This window comes from Labrenzia sp. THAF35 (assembly GCF_009363595.1).
In the GTDB taxonomy this organism is placed as follows: domain Bacteria; phylum Pseudomonadota; class Alphaproteobacteria; order Rhizobiales; family Stappiaceae; genus Roseibium; species Roseibium algicola.
Genome location: NZ_CP045380.1, coordinates 3,784,158 through 3,806,706 on the forward strand (window position 1 = coordinate 3,784,158; position 22,549 = coordinate 3,806,706).

20 protein-coding genes are annotated in these 22,549 nt (G+C 58.8%); 7 read left to right on the plus strand and 13 right to left on the minus strand.

From position 1 onward, the window contains the following. Positions 1-3: 3 nt before the first annotated feature. The 4 genes from FIU93_RS17340 to FIU93_RS17355 all read right to left on the minus strand — a co-directional run bounded on the left by FIU93_RS17340 (position 4) and on the right by FIU93_RS17355 (position 3,753). A complete protein-coding gene (locus FIU93_RS17340) occupies positions 4-1,491 on the minus strand; it encodes a transporter substrate-binding domain-containing protein (protein WP_152506288.1) in 1,488 nt (495 codons plus the stop codon). Between the two features lie 88 nt (positions 1,492-1,579). Beyond that, positions 1,580-2,098 carry a DUF3833 family protein gene (locus tag FIU93_RS17345; RefSeq protein ID WP_152506289.1) on the minus strand — a complete coding sequence of 173 codons (519 nt, stop codon included), beginning with the start codon at positions 2,096-2,098 and terminating at the stop codon, positions 1,580-1,582. Between the two features lie 68 nt (positions 2,099-2,166). Continuing rightward, positions 2,167-3,177: a P1 family peptidase gene (locus FIU93_RS17350; RefSeq protein ID WP_189640135.1), complete on the minus strand. Its 1,011-nt coding sequence runs from the start codon at positions 3,175-3,177 to the stop codon at positions 2,167-2,169. Positions 3,178-3,225: 48 nt separating this feature from the next. Further along, positions 3,226-3,753, minus strand: a complete 528-nt coding sequence (locus FIU93_RS17355) for a flavin reductase (RefSeq protein ID WP_023001030.1) — start codon at positions 3,751-3,753, stop codon at positions 3,226-3,228. 323 nt (positions 3,754-4,076) lie between these two features. Between FIU93_RS17355 and FIU93_RS17360 the strand changes: the two genes are divergently transcribed. Then, complete coding sequence (locus FIU93_RS17360; RefSeq protein WP_152506290.1) at positions 4,077-5,180, plus strand: branched-chain amino acid ABC transporter substrate-binding protein; 1,104 nt, start codon at positions 4,077-4,079, stop codon at positions 5,178-5,180. A 77-nt stretch (positions 5,181-5,257) separates the two neighbouring features. On the opposite strand, the gene FIU93_RS17365 is transcribed toward FIU93_RS17360, so the two are convergent. Continuing rightward, positions 5,258-5,872: a YceI family protein gene (locus FIU93_RS17365; RefSeq protein WP_152506291.1), complete on the minus strand. Its 615-nt coding sequence runs from the start codon at positions 5,870-5,872 to the stop codon at positions 5,258-5,260. Between the two features lie 352 nt (positions 5,873-6,224). On the opposite strand from FIU93_RS17365, the gene FIU93_RS17370 reads away from it, so the two are divergent. Continuing rightward, on the plus strand, positions 6,225-6,704 hold the full coding sequence (locus FIU93_RS17370; RefSeq protein WP_209010077.1) for a L,D-transpeptidase: 480 nt from the start codon (positions 6,225-6,227) through the stop codon (positions 6,702-6,704). A 51-nt stretch (positions 6,705-6,755) separates the two neighbouring features. Here the strand turns inward: FIU93_RS17370 and FIU93_RS17375 are convergent, their stop codons facing one another. From FIU93_RS17375 to FIU93_RS17385, 3 genes are all read right to left on the minus strand, one after another. Further along, entirely contained in the window at positions 6,756-7,631 is an 876-nt protein-coding gene (locus tag FIU93_RS17375) for a hypothetical protein (protein ID WP_152506293.1), read from the minus strand. A 359-nt stretch (positions 7,632-7,990) separates the two neighbouring features. After that, positions 7,991-9,205, minus strand: coding sequence for a VWA domain-containing protein (locus FIU93_RS17380; protein WP_152506294.1), 1,215 nt, complete (start codon positions 9,203-9,205; stop codon positions 7,991-7,993). A 50-nt stretch (positions 9,206-9,255) separates the two neighbouring features. After that, positions 9,256-10,188: a MoxR family ATPase gene (locus FIU93_RS17385; RefSeq protein WP_023001036.1), complete on the minus strand. Its 933-nt coding sequence runs from the start codon at positions 10,186-10,188 to the stop codon at positions 9,256-9,258. A 163-nt stretch (positions 10,189-10,351) separates the two neighbouring features. On the opposite strand from FIU93_RS17385, the gene FIU93_RS17390 reads away from it, so the two are divergent. Next, a complete protein-coding gene (locus FIU93_RS17390; RefSeq protein ID WP_152506295.1) occupies positions 10,352-10,699 on the plus strand; it encodes a cytochrome c in 348 nt (115 codons plus the stop codon). 147 nt (positions 10,700-10,846) lie between these two features. Then, on the plus strand, positions 10,847-11,119 hold the full coding sequence (locus FIU93_RS17395; protein WP_152506296.1) for an usg protein: 273 nt from the start codon (positions 10,847-10,849) through the stop codon (positions 11,117-11,119). Positions 11,120-11,136: 17 nt separating this feature from the next. On the opposite strand, the gene FIU93_RS17400 is transcribed toward FIU93_RS17395, so the two are convergent. After that, complete coding sequence (locus FIU93_RS17400) at positions 11,137-11,946, minus strand: methyltransferase (RefSeq protein WP_152506297.1); 810 nt, start codon at positions 11,944-11,946, stop codon at positions 11,137-11,139. A gap of 1 nt (position 11,947) precedes the next feature. Then, entirely contained in the window at positions 11,948-12,184 is a 237-nt protein-coding gene (locus FIU93_RS17405; protein ID WP_152506298.1) for a DUF2007 domain-containing protein, read from the minus strand. A 255-nt stretch (positions 12,185-12,439) separates the two neighbouring features. Between FIU93_RS17405 and FIU93_RS17410 the strand changes: the two genes are divergently transcribed. Further along, the gene (locus FIU93_RS17410; protein ID WP_209010425.1) at positions 12,440-13,375 is read left to right on the plus strand and encodes a polyprenyl synthetase family protein; all 936 of its coding nucleotides are present in this window, start codon (positions 12,440-12,442) and stop codon (positions 13,373-13,375) included. A gap of 97 nt (positions 13,376-13,472) precedes the next feature. Here FIU93_RS17410 and FIU93_RS17415 read toward each other — a convergent pair whose 3' ends face one another. Both FIU93_RS17415 and FIU93_RS17420 read right to left on the minus strand, forming a co-directional pair. After that, positions 13,473-14,354, minus strand: coding sequence for a 4-(cytidine 5'-diphospho)-2-C-methyl-D-erythritol kinase (locus tag FIU93_RS17415; RefSeq protein ID WP_173017348.1), 882 nt, complete (start codon positions 14,352-14,354; stop codon positions 13,473-13,475). 12 nt (positions 14,355-14,366) lie between these two features. Continuing rightward, positions 14,367-16,154, minus strand: a complete 1,788-nt coding sequence (locus FIU93_RS17420; RefSeq protein ID WP_082444449.1) for a tetratricopeptide repeat protein — start codon at positions 16,152-16,154, stop codon at positions 14,367-14,369. Between the two features lie 326 nt (positions 16,155-16,480). Here FIU93_RS17420 and ppdK point away from each other — a divergent pair, with 326 nt between their 5' ends. Beyond that, a complete protein-coding gene (ppdK, locus tag FIU93_RS17425) occupies positions 16,481-19,153 on the plus strand; it encodes a pyruvate, phosphate dikinase (RefSeq protein ID WP_152506300.1) in 2,673 nt (890 codons plus the stop codon). A 41-nt stretch (positions 19,154-19,194) separates the two neighbouring features. Next, a complete protein-coding gene (locus FIU93_RS17430) occupies positions 19,195-20,151 on the plus strand; it encodes a methylmalonyl Co-A mutase-associated GTPase MeaB (RefSeq protein WP_152506301.1) in 957 nt (318 codons plus the stop codon). 76 nt (positions 20,152-20,227) lie between these two features. Here the strand turns inward: FIU93_RS17430 and FIU93_RS17435 are convergent, their stop codons facing one another. Then, entirely contained in the window at positions 20,228-22,507 is a 2,280-nt protein-coding gene (locus tag FIU93_RS17435) for a bifunctional diguanylate cyclase/phosphodiesterase (RefSeq protein WP_055654868.1), read from the minus strand. Between the last annotated feature and the right edge of the window lie 42 nt (positions 22,508-22,549).

Sequence of the window (22,549 nt, forward strand, 5' to 3'; positions counted from 1 at the left end):
ATCCTAGTTTCCAGCTGCCGCCTTCTCGGCGGCTTCCGTTTGCCGACGCTGCTGTTCGTTGAAGAACACGACGTAATACTGGTAGATGTTGCCGACGTAATCGACAGGTTCCCGGCCGATTTCGGAAGCCACGATCCATTCGACGTTGTCAAACCACTTGTCCGGGTCAAAGCCCTGTTGCTTGGCTTTCTCGCGCAGCTTGGCAAACCGGCTGGGGCCGGCGTTGTAGGCCGCAAGCGCAAAGAAGGTCTGGTTGGCATCCCGTGTCTGAAGACCGGCAAAATACTGGTTGGCAAGGTACCGAAGATATTTGACGCCTGCCTGAACGTTCTTGTCCGGATCTGCATCAATGCCGCTGATGTTGATCGGGTCGCCCTTGGCCGTAGCCGGCTTGATCTGCATCAGTCCAACGGCGCCCGCGCGGCTGTGCGCTTTCTGGTCGAAACGTGATTCCTGAAAGCTTTGCGCGGCGATCAAAAGCCAGTCGATCTCATACTCGTCGCCGTACTTTTGAAAAATGGTTTGCAGACTGGCGAGGTCGTTCTTGTAGTCCGCGCTGCGCATGTCCCGGAGGTAGTCGGCCTCTTTCAGATATCGCTTGAGGATGATGTTGCCGAGCAGGGTGCCTTTTGTCACGGTGGCGGCGAAGGCATCGACTTCCTTCAGGAGCTCCGGCGCATTGTTGCGAACGGCTATGGCAATCTCTCCATCCGTGCGCACGGCTGCCGAGGGATGCATCTTCAGGCCGTCCAGAACTTTCAGCCAGAGTTCGGCCTTGTGCTGGTCCACGATCACCATGGAAATGGCGCCGGCTGACACCATTTCCAGAAGATCCTCGTCTTCCATGTGCTCGTCAGCGGTCACAATGTCGACCGGCTTGGCGCCTTTTTTGCCGAGCGTATCGTTAAGTGCCTTGAGGCTCTGATAATAGGAAGATGAAGCGCGGACGTGAACGGTCTGACCTGACAAGGCTTCAGGTGAGGGAAGGTCGGCAACCCCTGCGGCGGTGACCGGTACTTCGTGCACATCCTTCAGCAAAGGGGACGAAAAGGCGACCAGATCTTCCCGTTCGCGGGTAATGGTCAGATTGCCGATCGCGATGTCGCCTTTGCCCGCGGCAAGATCTGAAAACAAGTGATCTCTCGGGGTCGGGACAAGTACCAGCTTTGCATCCTTCGCCTTCTTCTCGTGGATCTTGTCCAGGTATTTGTCGAACTCGGTCATGAGATCAACCGAGCTGCCGCGCTGAACGCCCTTGTCGATGAAGTAACCGGTCTTTGAAAACGGGATCAGGACCCGAATGTAGCCACGCTTGAGCAAGGCGTCGAAGTCGCCGTCGAACGGTTCAAGCAGTTTGTTTTCAAGCGTTTCGGCAAGGCCCGTGCCCATCGCGCTTGCCAAGGTTGACTGGCTTGCAAGGCCCGCTACCACAAGAGCCATTGAAAACATCAGGTTCAGGAGATGTGGCAGGAAGTGCCGGATCGGTATCATGAAGCCCCCACGGACAATTTCATCCGCAGAGTAAAGGCTTGAAATCACTCCCGATCAAGCGCCAAGTCGTACCTGAGCCCTGGAAGCTTTACCTTTTAAATGTCAGCGAAACCGTACCGACCGTAATCCCGGCCTTCATGACCTTGGCGGTGTTCCTGACCGTGTTTCTGTCGACCTGTGTCAGCGTGTCGTCAAAACGAAGCAGCAATGGCCCGTTCTCAGTCTCCAGGCTCGCGACGTAGGAGAAACGAAGGTCTCCATTTTCATCCGTACGAACGTTTGCCGGACCCAGTACGTCGGCTCTCTGGCCGATGTATCGGTCTTCGGCAACCTTCTGGAAGAACCAGGTCTTGGTATCACGTTCACCGTCTTCGTAGACGAAGTCCTCGCGAAGCCGGAGCGTAAAGGTCTTGCTGTTCCAGGTTCCTGTCAACGTGACGGTGAATGGTCGGTAGACACCGGTGATCTTGCTTTCAAAAACGCCCTTGCCCACCGTTTTTCCGCGGAAGAATTCTTCCAGCACCAGGGATTTGGCGTCGGCCGGAACAGAAGCAGCGACACCTATGGCGAACATGGCGAGAAGCAGAAAACGGTGAACGCGGGTCATGATGGGCAGAACCTCCTTCAGGAAAATCTGCCCAGTTTACGCAGGTCGGCGCGCGCCGGATCTGGTGACTAGCTTCCGAACCGCTCTCGCCACGTTGGGACCGGATCGTCGGTTGCCGGGGACGCATTATAGACGCCGCGAGCGATGGCACGTGCCAGGCACGAAGCGGCTGCCGCACCGAGCTGAACCATGTCTTCCAGTCCGTTTTCCATTCGGCGTTGGCCCGTGGAGAGGGCGAAGACGAGATCGCCATCAAGCGGTGTGTGGGCGGGCCAGAGAGCCCGCGCGAGCCCGTCATGCGCCATGACCGCGAGGCGTTTCGCTTCGCCCTTGGTCAGGATGGCATCGGTCGCGACAGCTGCGATCGTGGTGTTGGCACCGGCCTTGAGGCCGTCAAGTTTGGTGCGGACCGTGATGCTGTCCGGCGGCAGCGGATGCGCCATTCCCAGGCCACCGAACTCATCGCCGATTTCAAAGGGGGCCGCCCAGAAGTGCGCGCTGTCCCCCACGGTTGCCCGCCCAAGCGCGTTCACCGCGACAATGGCGCCGACCGTAATGCCGTTTTCCAGTACATGGGAGGCAGACCCGAGGCCGCCTTTCAGATTTGCGGTGGTGGCTCCGGTGCCGGCACCGATGGAGCCTAGGGAAAAATCATGGCCGATTGCATCAAGTGCAGACCGGCCGAGATCCCGGTAAGGCGCTGCCTGTCCCCAGCTCTTGTCGCCGCCGTTCAGGAGGTCGAACAGGATGGCGGTGGGAACGATCGGAACGCGGACCGGGCCGACCTGGAACCCGTAACCCAGTTCGGCAAGGCGTCCCTGGACACCTGCGCCGGCATCCAGACCAAAGGCGGACCCACCGGCCAGCACGATGGCGTCGATCTTCTCGACGGTCTGCTCCGGCTCCAAGAGCGCGATTTCACGGGTGCCAGGTGCACCGCCGTGAATGGCCACCGAGGTGACCGCGGGTTCGTCCGGCACGAGCACGGTCGCCCCGGATTTCAGTTCAAGATCGGAAGCATTGCCGACCTTGAGGCCCGGGACATCGGTGATCAGGTTGCGTAAACCGGCCATGGGCAGACGGTCCTCGATTAAAGGTGGACGATAAGGAGTGTGATCGGCTGCGTGTCAGGTGTCGAGGCTTTTGTAGCCGCGGCGGACATAGAGAAGGGATTTGCCGGGATCGGTCATCCGAAGGTCGGTCACGGTGCCGACGATGATCGAATGCGTCCCCATTTCGGTGACTGAATAGACCTCGCAATCGACGCTGAGACGCGCGCTGTCGAGGGCGGGGCAGCCTGTGGCCAGGCTTGTCCAGTCGCCTTTCTCGAACCGTTGCGGCATGTCCAGCTTGTCTCGCCCGGCAAAGGTGTCGGAAATTTCCTCGTGATCGTCGCTGAGCGTGTTGAGGCAGAAGCATCGGTTTTCGAGAACCGCGCCATGAATGCGTGTTTTCCTGTTCAGGCAGATCAGAATGCTGGCGGGCTCGTCGCTGACTGAACAGGCAGCCGAAACGGTTGCACCCATGCGGCCTCCGGGGCCGTCAGTGGTCACCACGTGAACGGCAGCTGCAATCCGGCTCATGGCTTCCCGAAAAATGGCGGTCTCCAGAGGAAGCCTGTCCTGGTCTTCGGATTCTGAAGAGGTTGGGGACATCAAGTCGGCTCCTGGGCGGCTCAGCGGGAATCATTCGTCTGTCGGACGCGGACGGGAGTTTAGGCGGCCACGGAAAGGATGCCTAGACCATGCTGTGCCCGACATGAGGCAGACGGGTTTTTCTGATATTTCAAGGTCAACACCTTATGAACGCACGTCGGAAGGTCTCGTAAACCCCTCCAACCGAAGTCGTGGGCCGGAAAGCTCATGAATTCATATGGGGCAGGTGTTCCGCATTTGCCACCTAAGCCACAAGTGCGGATTGAGCTGCAGACCGGGCCGCGCTAGGGGTAGGGGGCGATCACCGGATCTTGGGGAGACGAATGACCTTTCAGCAGTTTCTGGCCAGTGCTGGCCTCCTGGCTTACAGCGTCGTTGCGACACCTGCTGTCGCCGACATCCGGATCGCTGTTGCCGGGCCGATGAAAGGGCAGTTTGCTGCTTTCGGCGAAGAAATGCGTATCGGCGCGGAAAAGGCGGTTGCCGACCTCAATGCGGCCGGCGGGGTCAATGGCGAGACGCTGGTGCTGGAAACTGTCGACGATGGCTGTGATGCGGACCAGGCTGTGGCCGTGGCCAACCAGTTGATCGGCAGAGACGTTGTCTTTGTTGCCGGCCACCTTTGCTTCAGCAGCTCTATTGCAGCCTCTGAAGTCTATGCCGGAGCGGGGATCGTTCAAATGTCACCGGCAACGACCTTGCCGAAATTCACCGATGAACGGCAAGGCGAAGGCATTTTTCGTCTCGCCCCGAGGGATGACCGGCAGGCGGACGTGGCCGGCAGGTTGCTGGTGAATGAATTCGGCGACAAACGAATTGCAATTCTGCATGACAAGACAGCCTACGGCAAAGGTCTTGCCGACGCGGTCAAGGCGGTCGTGAACGAGCTGGGAACCAGCGAGAGCATGGCGTTGGGGTTTGACGCAGGCGGTGACGATTTCCGCAGCCTCGTGTCGCAACTGAAGCTTCAGGCTGTCGATGTTGTTTACCTTGGCGGTTATCACCCGGAAGCGGGGCTGATAAAGCTGGAGATGGACCGTCAGCGGTTGGGCGCGGTGCTGGTGGCCGGTGATGCACTGATGACGGAGGATTTTTGGTCCGTCACAGGTGAGGCGGGGAATGGAACCTTGCTGACCTATCCGGAGATCCCCCGGGATCGCCCCGAAGCGCAGGAACTGGTTGCTGATCTGGAAGCGGCGGGAGGTTCCGCGGATCGCTTCACATTGACGACCTATGCCGCAATTCAGGCCTGGGCACAGGCTGTCGAGGTCGCTGGTGGTACGGCGTTGCAAGGCGTGGCGACTGCTCTTCAGGAAGGAACCTTCGACACGGTGCTTGGAGATGTAACTTTCGACGGCAACGGCGACAGCAATCTGCCGGACTACATTGTCTATGAGTGGCGCAATAGTGTGCCAGAAGCCCGCTAGATCTGCCCCATAATGCAAGAGCACGCGGCCCTTGCAGGCACGCGTGCTTCTCAGGAATACAAGGCAAATGGTGTAGGTCAGCTACGTTTTCCGGTGCCTCTGATCTCGAGATTGACCTTGTCGGCGTAGATCGGCAAACCGGCATCCATGCCATAGAGACTGCGGAAAAACCCGCCTGACACTTCGAACCCGACCTGACCGTTTGCCTTGCTGTCGGTAATCTTCACCGAAAGCTTGGTGCGTTTCTGCTTTCCGCGAAGGTTCAAGACGCCTTCGACTTCCGCCGTGTTCTGGCCGGTAATATGAACCCGGGTGCTCTGGAATGTGGCCACCGGGTGGTTGGCGACATCAAACATGGCAGAACTCTTCAGGAAACCTGTAACCTTGTCGTTGTTAGTGTGAACACTTCTCAGGTCGACCTTTACGACGACACGGCTCTTCTCCGGGCGGTTTTGATCAAGTGTCATCTTGCCGGATACGGTCTTGAATTCACCCGTTACAGGACCGCGTCCAAGGACCCGGACAGAAAAGCCGGTGGCCAGTTGAGCCGGTGACAGCAGGTAGGTGCCAGTCAGGGATCCGGCGAATGAAGGCAAAGGTGCCGCGGCGAGTGCGACAAGACAGGCGAAGGTTGCGACGGTTTTTCGAAAGGGGCGTTTGAAGCCGCGTGTCGTGGCAGATGTTTGGGTCATTCGACAGGTCCTTGAACAAGATCAACGATGCAACTGGTGCGGCCATGTTCCGCAAGTTTTTCAACTCAGGCTCTCTCTCCGAGCCATGGACGCACTATCTCATGAGGCTCCGTCAGACGCGGTGACGCCTGTCACAGGCAAAGATGCGGTTGTTCGACCGGTATTCGCTCGCCCCCAGATACCAGTTGGCTGGCCGTATTGTCTCTTCACGTTGGAGTGCTGATTAACCTTTTGGTAAGAAAATAGGCCTGTCCCGGTTCTTTCAAGGGAAGGGGCAAGGTAATCTCGGCGCAACTGCACGGAGTTTGTAATGCGCCTGGTCTCCTTGTTCCGCGTTTTCATACCTTTGGTGATGCTTGTTGCAATTAGTGTCGCGCCGAAGTCTGCCAATGCCGCCGAAGTGGTGGGCTTTTCCGATGCCCGCTTTCGCGCTGGAACAATCGTCATCAAGAATTCCGAAAAACGGCTTTATCTGGTGCTCGGCGCCAACAGGGCGATCCGCTACAAGGTTGCAGTCGGCAAACGGCAAAAATCCTGGACCGGACAGGCATTCATAACGGCTAAATATGTGAAGCCCGACTGGGCGCCGTCGGACGAAGTCCGTCGAGACTTTCCGCATTTGCCAACGGTCATTCGCGGTGGTGCGCCCAACAACCCGATGGGCGTTGCCGCCATGACGCTGTCCAACGGAAACTACGCCATTCACGGCACCAATCGGCCTGGCTCCATCGGGCGCGCGGTTTCTTATGGCTGCATCCGGATGGCCAACCACGACATCGAGGACCTGTTTCAAAGGGTAACGGTTCGCACACCTGTGGTGGCATTGCCCTGAACCAGCCGAGTGCACTCGTTGGCTAGCCGGTAACTGGCGAGGAGATCAGTCTTACCTGTCCCGCTTGCGGCTGCGTCCGGACGACGGTGCCGACCAGGCATTTTCGGGGGGCTTCTTCCGGTCCAGATAGGTTCCCAGCATCAGGACGACACCCAGCAGCAGGCAGCTTGTTCCCGCGAAGAACAGCTCGAACGGGGCCTGCTCGGAGGGGGAAATCTGCATTTTATGAAGCACGACCGTGCCGATGATCATGGGCAGCAGGTAAAGAGCAAGCGCGGTGAACTGACGGTGGAAATTTGATCTGCCCGGTTGCATCACACTCTGGAAAGGAGCCTGATTGCGCATCTGGACCAGGAGGTCTACCGACACCAGCCACATGCCGAATTGCGTGATCATCGACAGTTCGTTCCCCCACAGAAAGAATGCATAGACTGTTTCCGCAAAGCCGAACGACAATACGGCCAGGCAGACAGACACCAGAAGCAGCCTGACGACCGTATGCCGTTCCTGGGAAAGCTCGAAACTGAAGCAGCAAAACAGGAACAGAGCCGTTTCAATCGAGAACCGGCCGTACATATTGACCGATTCCAGTGAATGGGACAGCCAGCTGTCGGCAAATAGCGTGATCTGATCCGGAAACAGGCTCTCGGCAATACGAAGGCCCGAGAGCAGGATCATCAGGCAGCACAAGGTACCCCTGAGCCAGACCGAGCGCGCCCATTGCTGGCGAAAGAAGATAGCTCCGGCCAGAATGAGAAAACCAAGTGCTGTGATTGGATGAGTAGACGGTTTTGGGCCGGAAAAGGGATCGCCGGAAGAAAGATAGACGTTGTGTCCGAGACCAAACAGGATGACGAGCAGAAGCGAACAGCCAATCACTTGATGGTAGACTGTTTTGTCGAGATCCTGATTATTGTTCCTGGTCATAACGCGGTAGCAAATTCAAGAAGTAACGGTTGTTTCACACCACAAAAGTGTAGCGCAGTTTAATCGCGGTTTCGAGGCCAAGTTCATGCGGCAGCGCACACCCTGCCGCAGAGGCAGCATGTCGCATTTAGTTTCATGAAATTGAATATATGGTGGATCCGAGGCCTGTAAACGACCTCTCAAATGACCCTGTCAACTTCCAGTGCCCCAACACGAAGCTGGCAGGGTCTCTTTGTTAGTGCCGTCATTTTAAGGCAGAAAATCACCTGCTTCCAACCTGCATGAAACCAGGCCAGTCAGGCGCCGTCATCCTGACTTTTGAATGTCAATTGGACACGTCTGCGCAATGGGCTACCAGTTTACGGTTTCAGCCAACGCTTCGGATTGGCACTGCTGTCGCGACCACCTGAACCTGTCAACGCAGCGACAAGATCGGCAACCGCGTCGAGCGAATGAACCGCCCTGAATTCGTCCACATTCGGCAGCATGGCGCGGATACCCTTTGCCTTTGCTTCGAAACCTTCGAAGCGCAACAGGGGATTAAGCCAGATTAGACGACGGCAAGAGCGGTGCAGCCGGTCCATTTCCCGCTCAAGATCCTCGTCCGTATCACGCTCCAAACCGTCGGTGATCAGCAGTACGGTCGGCTGCCCCGACAGGACGCGGCGAGACCAATGCCGGTTGAAATCATGCAGCGCAGAGGCGATGCGGGTGCCACCCGACCAGTCCTCGACACCTGACGAGCAAGCTTCCAGGGCCTCGTCAGGATCCTTCATGCGCAATTGTCTCGTGACGTTCGTCAAACGTGTGCCAAACAGGAATGTGTGTACATCCCGCCGTTCCACGGTCAGACCATGCAGGAAATGCAGCAGAAGCCTGGAATACTGGCTCATGCTACCGGAGATATCGCAAAGGGCGACAAGCGGTGGCCGCTTTTCCGCAGGTTTGCGGAATTTCAGATCAATTATGTCGCCACCGGCCCGCATGGAGGCGCGCAAGGTACGGCGTGGATCGACTTTTCCTCTGGACGACGGCTTGAGGCGACGAAGCCTGATCTTGTCCAACGGCATTGTCATGGCCCTTAGCGCCAGCTTGGCCTCGGTAATTTCATCCGACGTCATCTGGGCGAAGTCCTTGGTCTGCAGCAATTCCTTGCCGGAGACGGTGAACTTTGCATCGATCTCGATCTGGGGAACGGTTTCCTCGGCGACGCGCTCCTGCGCTGCCTGAAACGCCTGCGAGACCCGTGTCTGGCCGGCTTTCGGTTTTTCAGGCTCACCTCTGGGCGGGGCGACCGGCGACAGGATCGCCAGCATCTTCTCGATCAATCCACGGCTTTGCCAGTAGATCCGGAAAGCCTCGTCGAACAGCACCTTCTGTTCGCGTTTGCGCACGAAGACCGCATGCAGTGTCCAGTAGAGGTCCTCACGGTTTTCGATGCCGGAGACTTCCACGGCCGCAACCGCATCCACCACGGAGGCGGGGCCGACGGGAACGCCCGCCTTGCGCAGCGTTCGCGCGAAATAGACGATGTTGTCCGTGATCCGCGATCGCAACTCAGGAGAGGGTGTCATTGCAGCCTCCCGGATGAGTGCGATGGGCCCCTTGTACTCTTGTCACCTGTTCAAACCGCCGGCATGGATTGCTGGTGAGGAGCGTCCTTGCGGATGTCGTCGATCATCTGGCGCACTTTCGAGCCACGGACGCGTTCGATGTCGTCCTGGTATTTCAACAGAACGCCAAGCGTGTCGGATGCCATGTCCGGATCGAGCGCCATTTCGTTGAGTTCGGAAAGAGCTGTTGCCCAGTCCAGCGTTTCGGCGACACCCGGCTGTTTGAAGAGATCCTCGTCGGCGCGCAGCTTCTGCACGAAGGCGACCACTTCGCTTGCAAGGCGCTGGGCGGCGCCGGGAACCTTGCGGCGGACAATCTCCAGTTCACGCTCGGCATCGGGGTAGTCGACCCAGTGGTAGAGACAGCGGCGTTTCAGGGCATCGTGAATTTCACGCGTGCGGTTGGTGGTGATGATGACGATGGGCGGCTCTGCTGCCTTCACGGTGCCGAGCTCGGGAATCGTCACCTGGTTATCGGCCAGAACTTCCAGAAGAAAGGCTTCGAACGCTTCATCCGCCCGGTCGAGTTCGTCGATCAAAAACACCGGCGCGCCTGCCAGCGAAGGTTCGAGCGCCTGCAGCACGGGGCGCTTGATCAGGAAGCGTTCGTCGAAAATCGATTTGGAAAGCTCGGAGTGGTCAGTGTCACCGGCTGCTTCCGCGACACGGATTTCGACCATCTGAGCGGGGTAGTTCCACTCATAGACCGCGGAGGCGACGTCGAGGCCTTCATAGCATTGCAGGCGGATCAGGTCTCTTCCGAGTGTCGACGACAGGACCTTGGCAATTTCCGTCTTGCCGACACCGGCTTCGCCTTCCAGAAACAGGGGGCGTTTCATCTTCAGGGCCAGATGCAGAACGGTGGCAAGCGACCGGTCGGCCACGTAGCCCGCCTGATCCATCAGGGCGAGAGTGTCGTCAATGGAAGCCGGCAGCTGGTTCATGTTTCCTCCGGTGAACGGGTGCTGATCCCGGTTATATAGAGATACAGGCGTCGAGAACATTGGTGTTGAAGGCACATTTTCCGTGGCCACCGTGTTCCCCCTAATGGGTTTCTGTTTCCGAACCTTCTATAAAAGCGAAACTGATTCAAGGGAGGGAAGTAGAGTGTCGCGCAGCAAGCCGTTTTTTGGTGTCGCCGTCATCCTGTTTGCAACATCGTCTGCCTTGGCTTCTGACGGAGCTTATCCGACGGATCCGGTGAGCGTTGCGACCGGCCGGGAGCTGGCGGAAATCCATTGTGCTACCTGCCATGCAGTCGGCAGGGACGACCAGAGTGCACAGGCTGGTGCGCCTGCCTTTCGTGATCTTTCCAGCCGGTATCCGCTGGAAAGCCTGGAAGAACCATTGGCGGAAGGCATCGTGACGGCACATGACAACATGCCGGAATTCGCGCTGGAACCGGATGACATCGACGCCTTTCTGGGGTATCTGACCACCATTCAAGTGAAATGATGCTCCTTGCGGCCCAAGGCTCTTGTTGTTAGCAGTGCCTGTAGAGTGCTGCTAAATTGCTGTTTTTAAACAGCAAATATCCAAAAGTCGGGTTTGGTTAACCAGATTTCCGTGACAATCTTTCTTTGCACAGAAGAAAGGATTGGCATGAAAACCAGCTCCAACTTTGAAAAGCGCCTTCTCGGCTATGGACTGATGACGGCGGAAATCCTCTACCGTCTGCCTGATCATCCGAAGTTGCTGCAGAGTTTCCTGTGGCAAACGGAAGATCTGGCGCCGAAATTTCCCGAACTGACCAGGTTTCTCGTGTTCTGGGAACGGGAGATAGAAGGTCGCATCCATTCCGTTCGCGTTGCGCATCAGACCCTGATCTCGCCGGTTGATTTCCGCTACGCGGACGGAGAAATCGTGGTGCACTGAGATAGGCGGGACAGGAATCAGCGCGCGCTGAGGCCAAGTCCTTCGCCATCACGCATGATGGCTTTTGACTGAGGGGTAAATTCGGATCCGTCCCCCTCATGCAATACGAACCCCGGCATCAGCCGTAAGGGGGCCTTGCTGGCGCGAATGGCGCGCAGCAGAACACGTGTTGCTGCCGCTTCCGGTCTTGGACGAAGCGGAATGACTTCGATTGCGCCGAACCGGCCCTTGAGAACGCTCAACAGTTCCTGCAGACCGTCGGCCCGAAAGATGACGGTCAGGCTGCCGCCTTCCTTGACAATATCCGTTGCTGTTTTCGCCCATGGCTCCAGTCCCCGGTCATCGAGCATATGCGCGCCGGCACGAGCACTGTTGGGCGATGCCCGGAAACGGTCCGCCTCATAGTAGGGTGGGTTCATGATGGCATGGTCCGCCATTGCGGGGGTAAGACCGGCTGCGTGGCGCGCACTTCCCTTGGCCGTAATATCAGCCTCCAGAAGGGAAACACGGGCGGAAAACGCGCCATTGGCGGGGTCTTCAAGGCCGCGACGGGCAAGGGCAAGCACGGTCTCGTCTATATCGACCAGCGTTACCCGAATATCCGGCAAGCGCGCCGCGGCGCAAAACCCGGCGGTGCCGACACCTGCGCCAAGGTCTATGACATGCCCCCGGGTACCATCGGGCAGGGCCGCCGCCAGATAGACCGCGTCGAGGCCCGCCCTGTGCCGGCCACGCTTGGGCTGATGCACATAGACCTTGCCGCCAAGAAAAGCGTCATGGGTTGTTTCCTGAGATGTGCATTCGGTGCTGTCCGTCGGCGAAGTCATGTCAGGCCCGGTCGCTTTCCGGACGCAGTTCATGTTCCAGACCGGCGTCTCGCACCAGCTTGCGCGCCATCTGGATCTGGTCTGAATCGACAAGAATGCGGCGCGGGATCATGGCCAGCGAACCTTCCAGAATGCTCATGTTGCCGTCTGCGACAAAATGTTTGATGCCGGCATCTTCAAGAATCGATTCCAGAAAGGAAATCAGGACGGGATCGTTTGTTCTGACTAGTTCTTCCATAAGATTCCCGGCGTTAGCGGTCCATGTCCTGCGGTCGAACGGAAAGCCCCATCCGACCGGTTTACAGCAAAACCAGCTGATTGCGGCATTTCAACAGTTTGTCAATGGATTGGCGGCTTGCCCCGAAGGCGTTCGCAACATATTGTCCGCACAAATATTCAGGGAGTGCCATTAGTGGCCGTTGTTGCAACTTATACAGACGATCAGCCGCGCCGTCCGAGCATTCAGCCGCTCGTTGATCTGGTGTCCGGCGGCATGGGCGAGGTCAACGATCTGATCCTGTCGAAGGCAGGGTCGAATGTTGAATTGATCCCGGAAATCGCCAAGCACCTGATTTCCTCCGGCGGCAAGCGGCTCCGGCCGATGCTGACGCTGGCCTGTGCCGAGATGTTCGGCTACCAGGGCGATGGTCATGTCACGTTGGCGGCCAGCGTGGAATTCATGCATACCGCCACGCTGCTGCATGACGATGTCGTGGACGAAAGCGACATGCGTCGGGGCAAGCTTGCAGCGCGCAAGGTCTGGGGGAACCAGGCAAGTGTTCTTGTCGGCGACTATTTGCTTGGACAGGCCTTCAAGATGATGGTCGATGTCGGTTCGCTGGAAGCGCTGCGCATCCTCTCCACGGCATCCGCAGTCATTGCGGAAGGCGAAGTGCTGCAGCTTGGCGCAGCAAAGAACATCGCCACGACCGAAGCAGACTATCTGCGGGTGATCGAGGCCAAGACCGCCGCTCTGTTTGCCGCTGCTGCCGAAGTCGGCCCCGTGATTGCCGGGCAGTCAGTGGAAATGAAGCGGGCCGCGCGGACCTACGGCATGGAACTCGGCTATGCGTTCCAGCTAGTTGACGACGCGCTCGACTATGGTGGCTCTTCCGCAGATCTCGGCAAGGATGTCGGCGATGATTTCCGCGAAGGCAAGATCACACTACCGGTGGTGTTGGCCGTTGCCCGTGGCACTGATGCAGATCGCGACTTCTGGAGACGTTGCCTGGAAGGCGAGGAAATCCAAGATGGTGATCTGGAACAGGCCATCGAGCTTTTGAAGAAATACGACGCCTTGTCTGAAACGGTCGAGCGGGCGAAGGACTACGGCAACAAGGCTCTTGCTGCACTGGACACGTTGCCGTCCGGTGCGCATAGCGATGCGCTGGGTGATGCTGTTGCCTTCTGCATCTCGCGTGTGAGCTAACGCTTACAAGTATTTGTTTTTCTGACGAAATTGAAACGCCGCCATTTTTGAAATGGCGGCTTTTTCTTTGTTTTCTAAAAGCCAACTCTGCGTTCTGTCAGGAGAGCGGCCCGGAGGCGATCCACCAGTCGGGATGGCTGCTGCGCAATGCACGTTCGACGTCCATGGCGGCATTCAACTCACACAGGCCGAAGCAGGTCGCACCGGAGCCGGACATCCTTGCAAGGTCGACGCGGGTATCGGCTTCAAGTTCGGACAGAACCTGACCGATTTCAGGACACAGACCCTTGGCCGGGTCCTGCAGATCGTTGCGGCAGCTTGCCAGATAGGCGACTAGCGAGGCCAGCGTTTCAAACTTTTCCGGCATGAGATCCATGGGAGCGTTGTCCCGCTGTTCCATGGACTTGAAGACTTCCGGAGTGGATACGCCAACCCTCGGGTTTACAAGCACGATACCGCAAGGCGGAAGGTCCGGACCGGCACTCAGGTCGCCGCCGATGCCGCGCATGATCTGGGGTTCCGGAAACAGGCAAACCGGTACATCCGCCCCAAGCGTCAGCGCCAGCGCGTGCAGATCTTCCTCGGCAAGATAGGTGCCGGTGAAGTCCTCCAGAAGGCGCAAGGTGGTAGCGGCATCGCTGGAGCCGCCGCCGATGCCGGAAGCGACAGGCAGGCGTTTGGTCAGTGTCAGACGAACCTGTGGAACATCAATACAGGCCTTTTCGGCGAAGCTGCGCACGGCCTTCAGGATAAGGTTGTCTTCGACCGGGCCCGTCAGGTCTCGCGCAAACGGGCCTTCGACTTGCAGGTCGAGCTCACCGGCAGCTTCTATTGCCAGTCTGTCGCCGATCTGGGGGAAGACCACGAGCGAATCCAGCAAATGATAGCCGTCCGGCTGCTGACCTGTAATATGCAGTGCCAGATTCACCTTGGCCCGGGCCAGCTCCACCCGGGGGGAAGACTTTGAGGCGAGGGCCATGGGTGTGTCCGGTTAGCCGCCGTTTTTGCCGGTCTCGGCTTTGGCGGCATCCGTTCCCGGAACCTCCTTCAGGCCTTCGGCAATCTTTTCCAGAATTTTCGGCAATTCCTCTGCGTCCGGACCCAGGTCGCGGGCGTGGTTCCACTGGAACCTTGCCTCGTTGCGACGACCAACCATCCAGTAGGCATCGCCCAGGTGATCGTTGATGACAGGATCCGCCGGGCGAAGCTCGATAGCCCGCTCGAGTTCCTTCACCGCTTCTTCGTAGCGACCAAGACGGAAATAAACCCAGCCAAGGCTGTCGACGATGTATCCGTCTGTTGGCCGCAGTTCGACGGCTTTCTTGATCATGCCCAGGGCTTCATCCAGCTTCAGACCCTGGTCGACCAGGGAATAGCCGAGATAGTTGAGCACGAGTGGCTGATCCTCGTTGAGTTCAAGCGCCTTGCGGAAGTCGGCTTCGGCAAGTTCCCATTTTCCCAGTCTTTCCCGGGCGATACCGCGGAAATAAAGCATCAGCCAATGCTGACTTTGCAGTTCGGAAATGGTGTCGATGCCCTTGGTGTAGGTTGCCTCGGCGTCCTCGTAGATTTCGTGTGCACGCAGGATGTTGCCAAGTGCGATCACGGCCTCAAGATCCGAGGGATCCTGTTTGATAAGCTCTTCCAGATGGCTGCGGGCTTCATCCACCATCTCCAGGGCATTGTAGTTCATGCCAACCTGGATTTCGGCTTCGCGCTTCAGCACGCTGTCATCGGGCACCATCATCAGGGCTTCGATGGCCCGTTCCGGCTGCTCCATCCGCTCAAAGACACTGCCGAGAGCAATGGCTGCAAATTCAGCCTTCGGATCGAGGTAGAGGGCAAGCTGCAGATAGGAGGTGGAAAGCTCTTCACCGCCATCGCGGCCGATTACGGCACCAAGGCCATAGAGGATTTCCGCCATGCCGGCTGCCGGATCAGTAACGAGCGGCGGAATGATCTCACCGCTGCTGATAGCCTCGCGGGTCTGGTCAAGCTTGGGGTGACCGCGGAATTGCGCATCGTATTGATCGAGTACATCAAGTGCTTCCTTCTGGCGTCCGTTGGCGGCCAGAAGGCGGGTGTAGGCGTCCACGACGCGCAAGGCACCCTGGTCAATGGCATAGGCGCTCTCGGCGGCTTCCAGTGCTTCCTGGTTACGCCCGGCGGCAAACAGAAGATGTGCCTTGTGGGTGGACTTGAACACTTCGAACCAGTCCGGTCCCTCAAGTCCGTCAATCATCGCGACGGCTTCGTCGATCTTGCCGCTGCCATAAAGCGTCCAGGCGCGGGAGATGCCGATGGAAAGCTGCGCGAGCGGGCCGTTCCGGCCCCGCTCAAGTTCTTCGTTGGCCTTTTCATAGCGGCCGTCCAGCATCTCCTGCGCACCGAGCGTCAGCTGTGCGAGGAAATTCTGCAGACCGGCGCTTTCCAGCTCCTTGGAGTAGACAACGGCCTGTTCGACATCGCCGTTGGCCAACTTCAGGAGGAAGGTGCGTTCGAGCAACATCGTATTGCTCGGGTCGGCGGCCAGGGTTTCTTCGTAAAACGCCGCTGCCTGGGCGTAGTCTTTCTGGAAACCGGCGAGGCGGCCGGAAAGGTAGCTGCCGGACAGCGTGAACGGCAGATCGGACGGTGTGCCAAGAGTTTCCGGTTCGGTGCTCGTTTCGGCAAGTGCGGTAGCGGGAAGAAGGGCGAGCACGCTGACCAGCGCAAGCAGTTTCCGGCGGAGAGGACTGCGATCCCTGGTCGAAACGGCACCGGTCGGATTTGTCATCATTGTTCGCACTTCTGTCCCTGAATCTGGTGGGTTTACTGCTTATTACCTTTGACAATGGCGTCTTTAAGGCTGACCGGCAAGGCGCCCGGGATAACTTTCTGCGGGTTTAAATCCTTTTGATTTTGCTCAACGTCGGAAATGCTAAGACTTACGACCAATCATAACCGGTTTCGCTGAAAAAGGGCTTGAAGACAAGCAGTTGCCGTAGCAGGAATGTGCGGTGCAAAAAGATCTGGTGCCGGTGCGGCCCGATTGCTGCCGGAATGATAATGCGAGTTGGCTGCGTGCGAGACGCCGCAGACCGAACTAGGCGAGGAGAGTATCAGATGACCAAGTGGGTCTACAGTTTCGGCAATGGTGCTGCAGAAGGTGCAGCGAATATGCGTAATCTTCTCGGTGGGAAGGGCGCAAACCTGGCCGAAATGAGCAGCCTGGGTCTGCCCGTGCCGCCGGGCTTCACCATCACCACGGAAGTCTGCACCTGGTACTACGAGCATGACAAATCCTATCCGGACGCTTTGACGGCACAGGTTGCCGAAGCGCTGGACAAGGTCGGCGAGGCGACCAACCGGAAGTTTGGTGACCCGGAACGGCCGCTGCTGGTTTCCGTCCGCTCCGGCGCCCGTGTTTCCATGCCCGGCATGATGGATACCGTCCTGAACCTCGGCCTTAACGACCAGACAGTCGAAGCGATCGCACAAGAGGCGGGAGACAGGCGTTTCGCCTACGACAGCTACCGCCGCTTCATCCAGATGTATTCCGACGTGGTGCTGGGCCTCGACCACCATGAGTTTGAAGAAATTCTGGAAGAGTACAAGGAACGCAATGAACTGACGCTCGATACCGAAATCGATGCGGATGCCTGGCTGGGCATCATCGAGAAGTTCAAGGCGCTGGTGGAAGAAGAACTGGAAAAGCCGTTCCCGCAGGATCCGCAGGAGCAGCTCTGGGGCGCGATTGGCGCGGTCTTCAGTTCCTGGATGGTGCCGCGTGCCGTGACGTATCGCCGCCTGCACGATCTGCCGTCGTCCTGGGGAACTGCCGTCAACGTTCAGGCCATGGTGTTCGGCAACATGGGCGAGAGCTCCGCGACCGGCGTCGCCTTTACCCGGAACCCTTCCACAGGCGAAAACGCCCTTTATGGCGAGTTCCTGGTCAATGCACAGGGCGAGGACGTGGTTGCCGGCATCCGGACACCGCAGGATATCACCGAGAAGGCCCGCATCGGGGCCGGGTCTTCCAGCCCGTCGCTGGAAGCGCTGATGCCGGAGGCATTTGCCGAATTCCAGACCTATTGTGCCAAGCTGGAAGCCCATTACAGGGACATGCAGGACCTGGAGTTCACGATCGAGAAGGGCAAGCTTTGGATGCTGCAGACCCGGTCGGGCAAGCGCACCGCCAAGGCGGCGCTGAAGATCGCGGTCGACATGGTAGCCGAAGGGCTATTGGGTGAGGAAGAGGCCATTGGCCGCGTGGAGCCTGCTGCGCTCGACCAGCTCCTGCACCCGACAATTGATCCGAAAGCAAAGCGCGATGTGATCACGACCGGCCTGCCGGCCTCTCCCGGCGCAGCATCCGGTGCCATCGTCTTTTCCTCCGACGAGGCGGAAAAAGCCAAGGCGGAAGGGCGCAAGGTCATTCTTGTTCGCGTGGAAACCAGCCCGGAAGACATCCATGGCATGCATGCGGCCGAGGGTATTCTGACCAGCCGGGGCGGCATGACAAGCCACGCGGCCGTAGTGGCGCGCGGCATGGGCAAGCCTTGTGTCGCCGGGGCTGGGATGCTGCGGATCGACTATCGCAACGGTGTGATCAATGCTGCCGGACGGCAGTTGAAGGAAGGTGACATCATCACCATCGATGGAGCCACCGGACAGGTTCTGGTTGGTGAGGTCGAGATGCTTCAGCCGACGCTCTCCGGCGATTTCGGCACGTTGATGGGCTGGGCCGACAAGGTGCGCCGCATGCGCGTGCGCACCAACGCGGAAACGCCGCAAGACGCCAAGGTTGCGCGGGAGTTCGGCGCTGAAGGTATCGGCCTTTGCCGCACCGAGCACATGTTCTTCGAAGGCGAGCGTATCATTGCCGTGCGCGAGATGATCCTGGCCGAGACCGAAGCCGGACGCCGGACAGCACTTGCAAAACTCTTACCGATGCAGCGGCAGGACTTTACCAATCTCTTCGAAATCATGCACGGCCTGCCGGTAACGATCCGTCTGCTGGATCCGCCACTGCACGAATTCCTGCCGAAATCGGAAGAGGAACTGGCGGACGTCGCAAAAGCCATGGGTGCCGATCCGGAGTTGCTTCGCGACAGGGCGCTGGCACTGGAAGAATTCAACCCGATGCTCGGCCATCGCGGCTGCCGTCTGCTGGTTTCCTATCCGGAGATCGCCGAAATGCAGGCCCGGGCCATCTTCGAGGCGGCTGTCGAGGCTGCCAAGGTAACCGGCGCACCGGTGGTTCCGGAAATCATGGTTCCGCTGGTCGGCCTCAAGGGAGAACTCGACCTCGTACGCCAGAGCATCGAGGCCATGGCAAAAGCCGTGATGAGCGAAACCGGAGCGGAACTGACATACCAGATCGGCACCATGGTGGAACTGCCGCGCGCCGCCCTGAAAGCGGCGGAAATCGCACAGTCTGCCGAGTTCTTCTCCTTCGGTACCAACGATCTGACGCAGACCACCTTCGGTATCTCGCGCGATGATGCGGCTTCCTTCCTGGGGACGTATCAGACGCGCGGCCTGCTGGAGCAGGATCCGTTCGTCTCTCTCGATCAGGAAGGCGTGGGTGAGCTTATCAAGATCGGCGTTGAACGCGGCCGCTCGACCCGTCCCGACATCAAGCTTGGCATTTGCGGGGAGCATGGCGGTGATCCGGCCTCGATCTCCTTCTGCGAAGGCGTCGGTCTGGACTATGTCTCCTGCTCACCGTTCCGTGTGCCGATTGCCCGCCTCGCAGCAGCTCAGGCGGCCTTGAAGTTCAAGTCCGGAAGCTGAATGGGGCGGAAAACTCCGGTCGAGGCCAAGGGGAGTGCGGTGTGAGCGATGCCTACCCCAAGCTGGACGTCTTGCGCGCGGGTGGTAAGAGGCAGCTCGCGCGGGTTCTCAGCCGGCTGGAAAGCCATGCGGAGGATGCCGAAACCGCCGCTTTTCTGGATTCGGCCGCCGGTGAAGCCTCCGCGAAAGTGTTGGGCCTCACCGGTCCGCCCGGCGTTGGCAAATCCAGCCTGACCGACGCGCTCATCAAGGCATGCCGGACGGCAGGACAGACTGTGGCTGTGCTGGCCATCGATCCGTCTTCCGCGGTGACCGGTGGCGCCCTTCTGGGTGACCGAACCCGCCTGAAAACCGATCCATCCGACGATGGCGTCTTCGTCCGCTCCATGGCGGCGCGGGATCGCCTCGGGGGCCTCTCCGATCATGCAGTTGCGGCAATTGCCGTTCTCCGGTGCGTGTGCGACTGCGTGATCGTTGAAACCGTTGGTATCGGACAATCGGAAGGGGATCTGAAGCAGGCTGTCGACACGGTCGTTCTGTGTATCCAGCCCGGATCGGGTGACAGTCTGCAGTTCATGAAGGCCGGCATCATGGAGCTGCCGGATATCGTGGCTGTCACTAAGGCAGATATGGGTGTGCTTGCCCGTCGGGCTGCCTCGGATGTCGCGGGCGCCCTGTCGTTGAGCGATACCGACAGCACTGCAGGGTGGAAGGTGCCTGTGTGCGAAGTCTCCGCGCAAACCCTCAGCGGTGTTGATGATCTGGTTGACCACTGGACGCGCCACCATGCGCACATCGCGTCAGGTGATGCCTTGCAACGCCAACGCAAAGCGCAGCATGTTGCCTGGTTCAAGGATATGGTGCGTGCGGAATTCGGTCACGCTGGCCTGAAGCTGGCTGCCGGGGTAGAGCAGGACTGGCTGACATTGGCCGAGACGGCTCCCTTTGCGAGCTTTCACGGGTTTGCCGCCAGGCTCCGTCCGTTGCTGGGTCTTTGAGCCTGGTAGCGTTTAAAGGTCGTTCCAGAACAAATCGAAGGGCTGACGGGCAGGCATTTGCCCGTACGAAGTGTCGTCAAGCTTCCGCCGCGCGTACCTGATAGCTCAGGTCTGTACCGTAACCGGGCGTACCGACGCGGTGAAATTCGTCCAGGAACGCCGTCAGGGCGGTGTCCGTCAGCGGGCGGGAAATGTAGTAGCCCTGCATTCGGTTGCAGTCGTGTGCCTGCAGGAAACGGATCTGTTCCAGCGTCTCGATGCCTTCGGCAACAATGGTCATGCCAAGCGCTTTGCCGAGCTGGATGATCGACACCAGAATGGCCTCGGCTTCGGCGTTGCCGTTCATGTCGGAAACGAAATCCCGGTCGATCTTGAGCGTGTCGAAAGGGAAGCGGCGCAGGTAGCTGAGGCTGGAATAACCAGACCCGAAATCATCGAGCGCAACCTTCACGCCCAGGTTCTTCAGCCTGCGCAGGGCCTTCAGCACCGAATCGTTGCGGCCCGCGAAAACACTTTCGGTGACTTCAATTTCCAGGCGCTGTGGCGGCAGGTTGTTGGCGGCAAGGATCGCCATCACCTTTTCGACGAACCGCGGATGCTTGAACTGGTTTGGCGAAACGTTGACCGAAACGGTGATGCCGGGCCATTCGTGCGCCTTGGCACAAGCCTTGTTGAGCACCCAGATACCCAGTTCGTTGATCAGGCCGGTTTCCTCGGCCACCGGAATGAACTGCGCCGGGGAAATGACGGTGCCGTCTTCCTTGGTCCAGCGGGCCAGCGCTTCGACGCTGACGATCCGCTTGGCCGATGTGTCGGACTGCGGTTGGTAGGCAAGTGTCAGTTCGTCGTTCTTGAGCGCCAACCGAAGTTCGCGGGACAGCCGGTCCTTGGACTGGACGTGATGTTCCATGTTCGGTTCGAAGAAGGAACGGCGGTTCCGGCCGTTCGCCTTGGCATCATAAAGCGCGATATCGGCCTTGCGCAGCAGCTCGTCCGGATCGTTGCCGTCGCGCGGGGCAATGGCAGCGCCCATCGAGAGGCTGGCGTGAAGTTCACGGCGCCCGATCATGATCGGACGGCCGATTTCGTCCTGCACCTGGTCGAGGATGTATTCCAGCCAGACATCATCTTCGCAGTTCTTGATGACCATCGCGAATTCGTCGCCGCTGATGCGCGCAACGATCCCGGTTTCGGGAATGACGCGTTGCAGTCTCTGGGCGACCGCAGTGATCACCTTGTCGCCGGCGGAATGGCCAAGCGTATCGTTGATGTCCTTGAAATGGTCGAGGTCGATGTAGACGACGGCCGTATTCGTTCCCTTGGCAACGCTTTCGTCCAGCGTGTCCGTCAAAAGTGCATGGAACCGCGCGCGGTTCGGCAGTCCGGACAAGGCATCATGACGCGAGGAGTGGACTGCCTTGGCTTCGCTGCGTGCAAGACGTTTGGTCATCTGGCGGGTGAAGATGGTCACGGCGATGACCACGGCCGCAATCATGAACGCCGCCAAGGCCAGGAACGGATTGATCCGGCGTATCATCTGGCTGCCGGGCTCGGTTGTCTGCCAGGCGATCAGGCCGACATCCTGTCCAAGCGGGGACTTCAGCTGAAACCTGCCGACGCCATCGCGCTGGGTCTGGTTGTTGGCGAGAACAAACCCGTCAAGGCGAGACATTTCCGAGATTTCCGTCAGCTTCTCACCCCTCAAGGGTACCAGACTTACCAGCACTGACGGCGGGAAACGGACCCGGGAGATCGACTGGATCTGCGGCATGATGGCGGCGGCACTGAAGAGATACGGTTCGCCCGCCAGGGAGACGAGGCCGGTTTCGGCAATCGACCGGCGCGCGTCGCTGCTTTGCGGAATGAAACTGTAGAGCCCGGATGGTGTGCGGCGGAAGGAAATGATGTAGCGGGCGCGCACCTTGGCAACGGCGGGCTTCAGTTCCTGAAGCAACTCCTGCGTCATCCACTTGTTGGTGTGGTTCTGCGCGTAGACATATTGCACGCCGTAATCGCGGTTGATCAGGATCGACTTGGAAAAACCGTGGTTCTGAAACAGCCAGTGCATCAGGTTGTTGTAGATCCAGCCTTCGTCCGGGTTGATCTGATTGACCCGGTGATAGGCTTCGTCCCAGATCACGACGCCGTTCTGCTGCTTGACCATGTAATTCTGGGTCAGCTGCAAAGCGCCGGAAATGAGCTTGTTCTGGGATTCGACAGCGGTTTCGTCCGACAGGCGGGCAGACCAGTGCAACAGGCCGAAAATACCGACAACGGATATCATGACGATCACGACCATCGGAATAATGATCGCGTTTGCTATCTGTCCGCCGGAGTTTTTAGACGAATTGTACATATACGAGCCCGATTTCTTTGGCCCGAGTATTGTCGATCTGGG